This is a genomic window from Candidatus Schmidhempelia bombi str. Bimp (assembly GCF_000471645.3).
GTDB lineage: Bacteria > Pseudomonadota > Gammaproteobacteria > Enterobacterales > Orbaceae > Utexia > Utexia bombi.
This window is the reverse complement of sequence record NZ_AWGA01000077.1, coordinates 1-6,516: the sequence shown is the minus strand read 5'-3', so window position 1 is coordinate 6,516 and position 6,516 is coordinate 1. Positions and strand designations below refer to the sequence as shown.

Genomic DNA, 6,516 nt, shown 5'->3' with positions numbered 1-6,516 from the left:
CCTCCCCCGCCACCACGACGACCAATATTGGAGAAATAACCACAGATGATGGTACTTATCACAAACACAATAAACGCCATACGAATGCTTGAATTTGCCGATAACGTAATAAAGAAGTTAACTGCACCAGCCGTTATGCCATTTAATCCCCCCGCAACCACATTACGTCGACCAGTCGACTTTCGAGGCCACGACCACGGAATATAGCGCATAACAGTCGAATAAAGAAACAATGTTATAAATGATAACGGCATTAATGGCGATTGTAACAGATCTTCCCCTGTTGGATTTGATACAGACTGTTGCTGATCCGATGTACTTAATTCATGGTTTAACGCACGAATAATAGAATCCAAAGCATGGCTCAACCCACCATAATAGTCATTCTGACGAAAAGCTGGCACTAAATCACGCTGAATAATACGTGAAGATTGAATATCGGTTAAACCTCCTTCAAAACCATAACCCACTTCAATTCTTACCAAGTGATCCTCTTTGGCGACCAATAATAACACACCATTATCTTGGCTTTGACGGCCTAGTTTCCATTTATCAAAAACCCGCGTTGCAAATTGCTCAATGGTCTCTCCATCTAATGTGGGTACTATTAATAGAGCAATTTGGGCGCCAGCGGTTTGTTGCTGCTCAAATGCAATAATTTTTTGTTCTAATGCGTTGGATTGTGGTTGGGTAAGGGTTCCAGTCATATCAGTAACCCGTTGTGTTAATGCAGGTACCGCAATGTCGGCCCTCACACTATAACTAAAAAACAAGATGAAACATAGTCCAATACGCATAAGCTGCTGTCGCATATAATTCTATCCAAATTTTTAATTAAAACTTACCTGTGGTGCTGTCGAAATAGCTTTTTCATTTTCTACTGTAAATTGCGCCTTAGGTTGCTCACCAATTAATTTAGCAATAATAACGCCTGGAAAACGACGAATATAGGTATTAAACTCCTGTATAGTAGTAATATACCGACCACGCGCAACAGCAATACGATTTTCCGTACCTTCTAATTGTTGCATTAAATCGCTATATAATTGACTGGCTTTCAAATCAGGATAATTTTCACTCACTGCAATTAAATGGCTTAATGCCGAACTCAATTGCTGCTGTGCTTGCTGGAATTGCTGTACTGCTTTCTGATCAGTCAATTGATCAGCATTAATTTGTACTGACCCTACTTTGGCACGAGCATTGGTGACATCAATCAGTACTTGTGATTCATGACTGGTATAGCCCTTAACCGTATTGACTAAATTCGGGACTAAATCAGCACGACGCTGATATTGATTGACCACTTCAGCCCAACTGGTTGCTACTTTTTCATCTTGGGTTTGAATAGTGTTATAAGCACTAAAGAAAATAAAACCAAAAATTACCGCGAGTACAATTAAAATATAAAGAGGACGTATTCCATTTTTCATTGGTGGCTTCCTGTCAAGTTGATAAGTTTCCATATTAATCTTAATCCGTTTAAAAATAAGCGCAAATTTATGCTAAAAAGTATAGATTATCATAATCCAAATAATAACAAATTCAAAGAGTTGAACTAATATAATAGTAAAACTATCACCTGTATCCCCCTTTGTTGACAAAATGCTACTCATCTTACATTAAGAAGGATAAAAAAATTAAACGGAACGGCATTAACCACCCTTGGCGCAAAATAACGGCGCTTATATCGAAGATGGGATTTATTTGAAGTAATCGCTTATACGATAAACAATAAAATTAACAAAATAAATTTAATTAACAGATATCGTATCTTTTTGATTAATAATTTTATTGATAAAGTCGCGTATTAAGCTTCAAAACTATAAAATTATCAGCATGTTATTGTTATTAACCCAATAGCTCACCTTGGTTTAAATTTTATAATAATTTAAAGCTATCGATTAATTTTACCACTGCCTATTTCTACACATTGATACCTTATTTTTAAACGGAAAACTTAGCAATAAAAACACAAAATAGCATCCCTACCAAAACTACAAATAAAAACAACTACAAAATAGGCGAACAGCGTTAAGCATTTGATCATGCCCAAGCCGTGAAAACGGCGATAAAATAACCTGTTTAACTTCCGCTATTTATGATAACAATCACAACGTTAAGACCACAGTTAATATATCAACAGCTTAGCTTTCAACTACCAAATGCAAAGATTACTAATATGTCCAATATTTAGTAACTACGATAACTAGAATATCTAACATAAAAACCAGTAACTAGACGTTTAACAAAGCAACTTAGGCGCAAAATGGCCATAGCTCAGCCTAATTGCGCCAAAATTATCACCAAAATCGATACCTTGTGACACGATGACGCCATTTAATAACAGTTGATTAAGCAGAGCGAGTTCTTCCGCTACCGAGCTAACGGGTAAATAAGCATACAAATGAAAGCCACCCAATGGGGCTTGATACGTTATATCACCACCAAAATAACGATCTAACCATTGCATTAACTGCTCTGCATTGATTTGTAATGCTTGCCGTAACTGGTGTTGATGGGCAGCATGATGATGTTTTAAATACGCTTGAGCTAATAATTGGGGCAATATACTTAATCCTGAATCAATATATTGCCGAATATTAGCGAGATTTTGAATAATATCATGTGGAGCCACCATCCATCCCACGCGAATATGGCGTCCAATATATTTGGATAGCGAGCCTAAATAGATGACTTGATTATGTTGATCATACTTTTTAATAGGATCGGTTGCCAAATTAGAACGGAAAGCTAAACCACTATAGGCATCATCCTCAACAATACCAATACAGTGTGAATGACAAAAGGCTAATACGGCTTGCTTGCGCTGATTACTCATAACAAATCCCGTTGGATTTTGAAAAACAGGATTCAAAAATAACCATTTTATTCGGTGTTGTCGCACACAGTTTGCTAGGCTTTCCAATGTGATCCCCTCCTTATCACATTCAATACCATACAATCGTAATCCAGCTGCATGAAACAGAGGTAAGGAATAAAAATAAGACGGCGATTCAATACCTACCGCATCGCCAGATTTAAGTAACCCCTGAGTAATAAGAAATAACGATTGCTGCGTGCCGGAGGTAATCAAAATTTGATTAATATCAACGTGCATAGCAAATTGCGTTTGCATATAAACTGCAATTTGCGCTTTCAGTGATGGCAATCCTAATTGCAATGTATCGCTGTTTTTCTCGTGCATAATCAATTCATTTAACGAGATATTGGGTAACGCAAGTTTGGGGATGAAATTGGTCGGTAAATCACCATTCGCTAAATCACAAATATGAGATTGTTGTGCACGAACTTGTGCCACTTTTTGCTGGTAAAATGACGATTTATTTTGATAAAAATGTGCAGGTAACCGCCAATTGATCGATGAATAAACTTGTATCCCCCATTTTTGATTATTAACATAGGTCCCACTGCCTTGGCGACGAATCAACACGCCACGTTCAGCTAGCAGATCAAGCGCATGTACAACGGTTGAACGATTAATATTCAACTTTTTTGCCAAATCACGTTCAGAAGGCAATCTTTCACCCGCGATCAACATACCCTGCTCAATATAGTGTGCTATCAGTTGAGTAACTTTTTTAAACAGCGGCCCTGTAAACGACGCCAGTTGTTGCTTATCCCACATACTTATTTCACTTTAATGTAGTTGATTGTTTTTCATTAATGGTATCGCAGAAAATCGCTCAAAAAATTGGCTGGTTTTATTATAGTCCAATTGGCTGTTTTTTGTTGGCGTTTATTTTTGAATAATAGTTAAACATCATTACCGTTAAAAACATCTAGGAATCATCAATCTAACAAGGAGCAAGCGATGAATCAAGTCACAGGAACACCAACCATTAAACGAGGCATGGCACAAATGCAAAAAGGTGGCGTCATTATGGATGTCATTAATGCTGAGCAAGCAAAAATTGCCGAACAAGCTGGCGCGGTTGCCGTCATGGCTTTAGAGCGAGTACCGTCCGATATTCGCGCCATGGGGGGGGTGGCTAGAATGGCGGATCCAACGATTATTGAGCAAGTGATGAATGCAGTAACCATACCAGTTATGGCTAAAGCTCGTATTGGACATATTGTTGAAGCGCGTATTTTAGAATCCATGGGGGTTGATTATATTGATGAAAGTGAAGTACTAACGCCAGCTGATGAGCAGTATCACTTACTTAAAGATGAATTTACCGTACCTTTTGTTTGTGGTTGTCGTGACTTAGGCGAAGCATTACGCCGCATTGGTGAAGGTGCCTCAATGTTACGTACCAAAGGTGAACCAGGTACTGGCAACATTGTTGAAGCCGTGCGCCATATGCGTAAAGTGAATGAACAAATACGCCAAATAACAACCAAATCAAAAGATGAATTAATGACCTTTGCTAAAGAAATCAGTGCTCCTTATGAGCTGGTTCTACAAATCAAACAATTAGGGAAATTACCTGTAGTCAACTTTGCTGCTGGTGGCGTAGCAACACCTGCCGATGCTGCATTAATGATGCAACTTGGTGCCGATGGTGTGTTTGTTGGTTCGGGGATTTTTAAATCACAAAACCCAGAAAAATTTGCCAAAGCTATCGTACAGGCAACCTGTTATTTTGATGATTATCCTCGTTTAGCCGAACTTTCAAAAGGTTTAGGCGATGCGATGAAAGGAATTGAAATTAGCACACTGGTGCCGTCAGAGAGAATGCAAGAACGGGGATGGTAATGGCATATCAACTAGAAAGCAATCATATAAAACAGATTGGTATCCTCAACTTACAAGGTGCCGTAAGTGAGCATATTACTATGTTAAATCATATGGGCAATATACACGTCTCTTTAGTGCAACATCCCCAGCAACTAGCCACATTAGACGGGTTAATCATCCCTGGGGGAGAATCCACCACCATTAGTCGTTTAATCAAACAAAATGGACTATTAACCCCTATTCAACAATTTGCTCAGCAAGGCAAAGGCATTTTAGGGACTTGTGCGGGGCTTGTACTTTGTGGTAAAGCCACAACACATAGCGAAGTAGAACTCTTAAATTTGATGGACATTTGCGTCGAACGTAATGGATTTGGTCGACAAATTAATAGTTTTGAAACCCAATTAGATATCCCTAACATTGGCCAACACATTCCCGCTGTATTTATTCGTGCGCCTTATATAGCCAAAGCCGGCGAAAATGTTCAGCAACTAGCTTTTGTCGATCAACATTGTATTATGGCCCAACAAAATAACATCTTAGTTTGTGCCTTTCATCCCGAACTCACCAATGATAATTGTATTATGCAGTACTTTGTTGATCTATGTTAAGGTAAGCAGTGGCTTGTTGTTAACCACTTGCCATGTCAACTTGGCTGGCCGCTTCAGTCTGTTGCCTAGTGCCAGTTGCCCCAGTAGGGGCAAGCTGGTAAAACGACCGTCGCCAAAAAGCGATAAGTCGCTATCTGTCACTTCAAGTTCGGTTATTTTACCGGTAATGATTTGATAACAGTCACTATTTACTTTTATTTTTCCGCTTATTATTATTCGGTTTTTTCGTGTGGATCACCGTAATATAGTCAGGAATGGGTGGTGCTTCACGGTAGAAGGCAACCCATTTTACTCCAGGCGGATCTTTACGGGTAAATTCGTCGGTGGTGACATCGATATAAAAATTAGGCTCGTTCATCGATTTGTTATTGAAAAACATCTCCATAAATTCTTCTTCCATATTAACCGTTTTCGGTTTGGGATAACCTAAAGTAGCAAATATTTTATCGGCTTCTTTGGAACCCCCGCCAAGCATAGCTTTATCACTATAAAATAAAAGTAAAAAAAATAATCCATCAACGATAAAAGCAACAATGCTTGTTATAATAAAATAAAATAATTCTTCACCATTTGTAGCATCTGACGAAATAATAGATATTGTTATACAAATAATACCTACTATATACGTACCGAGTGAAATAGAACCAGCAAACTTAAGTGAAGATTTATTACTTGCTTTGGTTCCTTTCATAGCCCAAGGATATAACCATAGACGGTGATCGATAGGTCTGCGTAAGGCATAGGCGTAGTAGCTACCGTCTTCAAGTGGTTCGACTACCACTTCGACCTTGTCACCATTACGGAAAAAAGCACGACAAAAAATGCCGTGTACGGTTAACTCACCTAATTTGCAGCGAAAGTATTGTACGCTGTTAAGGTAGTCGGCGGTTTCTTGTTCATCGCTTGCCATGCCTACTTGGCTGCCTGCTTCAGTGGTGTTGCCAAGCGCTAGTTGCCCAAGTAGTGGCAAACTGGCAAAACTGCCGCCGCCAAAGAGTGATAAGGTGGTATCTATCACTTCTAACTCAGTGATTTTACCGGTAATGATTTGATAATAGTCACTATTTACTTTCATTTTTTCCGCTTATTATTGTTCATTTTTTTCGTGTGGATCACCGTAATATAGTCAGGAATGGGTGGTGCTTCACGGTAGAAGGCAACCCATTTTACTCCAGGCGGATCTTTACGGGTAAATTCGTC

The 6,516-nt window shown here is 38.8% G+C and carries 6 protein-coding genes; 2 read left to right on the top strand and 4 right to left on the bottom strand.

Annotated features, from left to right (window positions below):
• The 3 genes from O970_RS08625 to O970_RS08615 form a co-directional block, all read right to left on the bottom strand.
• Positions 1-812: TPM domain-containing protein (locus O970_RS08625; RefSeq protein ID WP_024496703.1), on the bottom strand; the 812-nt coding region annotated here is incomplete at its 3' end.
• 18 nt (positions 813-830) lie between these two features.
• Positions 831-1,433 (bottom strand): LemA family protein, encoded by a 603-nt coding sequence (locus O970_RS08620; protein WP_024496702.1) that lies wholly within the window; start codon positions 1,431-1,433, stop codon positions 831-833.
• Between the two features lie 812 nt (positions 1,434-2,245).
• A complete protein-coding gene (locus O970_RS08615) occupies positions 2,246-3,649 on the bottom strand; it encodes an aminotransferase-like domain-containing protein (protein ID WP_024496701.1) in 1,404 nt (467 codons plus the stop codon).
• Positions 3,650-3,835: 186 nt separating this feature from the next.
• Between O970_RS08615 and pdxS the strand changes: the two genes are divergently transcribed.
• Both pdxS and pdxT read left to right on the top strand, forming a co-directional pair.
• Positions 3,836-4,723 (top strand): pyridoxal 5'-phosphate synthase lyase subunit PdxS, encoded by an 888-nt coding sequence (gene pdxS / locus O970_RS08610; RefSeq protein WP_024496700.1) that lies wholly within the window; start codon positions 3,836-3,838, stop codon positions 4,721-4,723.
• Positions 4,723-5,316: a pyridoxal 5'-phosphate synthase glutaminase subunit PdxT gene (gene pdxT, locus O970_RS08605; RefSeq protein WP_051318623.1), complete on the top strand. Its 594-nt coding sequence runs from the start codon at positions 4,723-4,725 to the stop codon at positions 5,314-5,316. The genes pdxS and pdxT overlap by 1 nt, the downstream gene beginning before the upstream one ends.
• Before the next feature lie 184 nt (positions 5,317-5,500).
• Here the strand turns inward: pdxT and O970_RS08600 are convergent, their stop codons facing one another.
• Complete coding sequence (locus tag O970_RS08600) at positions 5,501-6,391, bottom strand: putative type VI secretion system effector (RefSeq protein WP_024496698.1); 891 nt, start codon at positions 6,389-6,391, stop codon at positions 5,501-5,503.
• Positions 6,392-6,516 lie beyond the last annotated feature (125 nt).